The organism is Candidatus Frankia nodulisporulans (assembly GCF_902806475.1).
In the GTDB taxonomy this organism is placed as follows: Bacteria; Actinomycetota; Actinomycetes; order Frankiales; family Frankiaceae; genus Frankia; species Frankia umida.
Genome location: NZ_CADCWS010000583.1, coordinates 1 through 328 on the forward strand (window position 1 = coordinate 1; position 328 = coordinate 328).

Sequence of the window (328 nt, forward strand, 5' to 3'; positions counted from 1 at the left end):
TCTGGTGTTCGTCGATGGCAAGGGTGAGGAAGCCACCCTCTGGGACGGCATCTGCCGGGTAGCGGTCACCCCCGCCGAGATCAACGCGGTGATCGATGAGGTCCACGCGGAGATGACCCGCCGGGCCGCCGAGCTGAAGCGCCGTCGGCTGAGTCGGTGGGACGGCCCGCAGCTCACCGTCGTCGTCGACGAAGGCCAGGTGGTCCTCGCCCAGGTCCGGCGGGACAAGGGCCGGCTGCAGCGTCTGGTGGAGCTGTCGAGCCTGGGCCGGTCGCGGGGGGTGGTGCTGTGGTGGGCCACCCAGTATCCGGTCACCGACGGCGCCGCC

At 71.3% G+C, this 328-nt stretch carries 1 protein-coding gene; it reads left to right on the plus strand.

What is annotated here, in order from left to right; all coding sequences use genetic code 11:
* Positions 1 to 328, plus strand: a 328-nt coding sequence (locus G6R24_RS21485; protein WP_225438914.1) for a hypothetical protein, incomplete at both ends; no start/stop codon positions are given.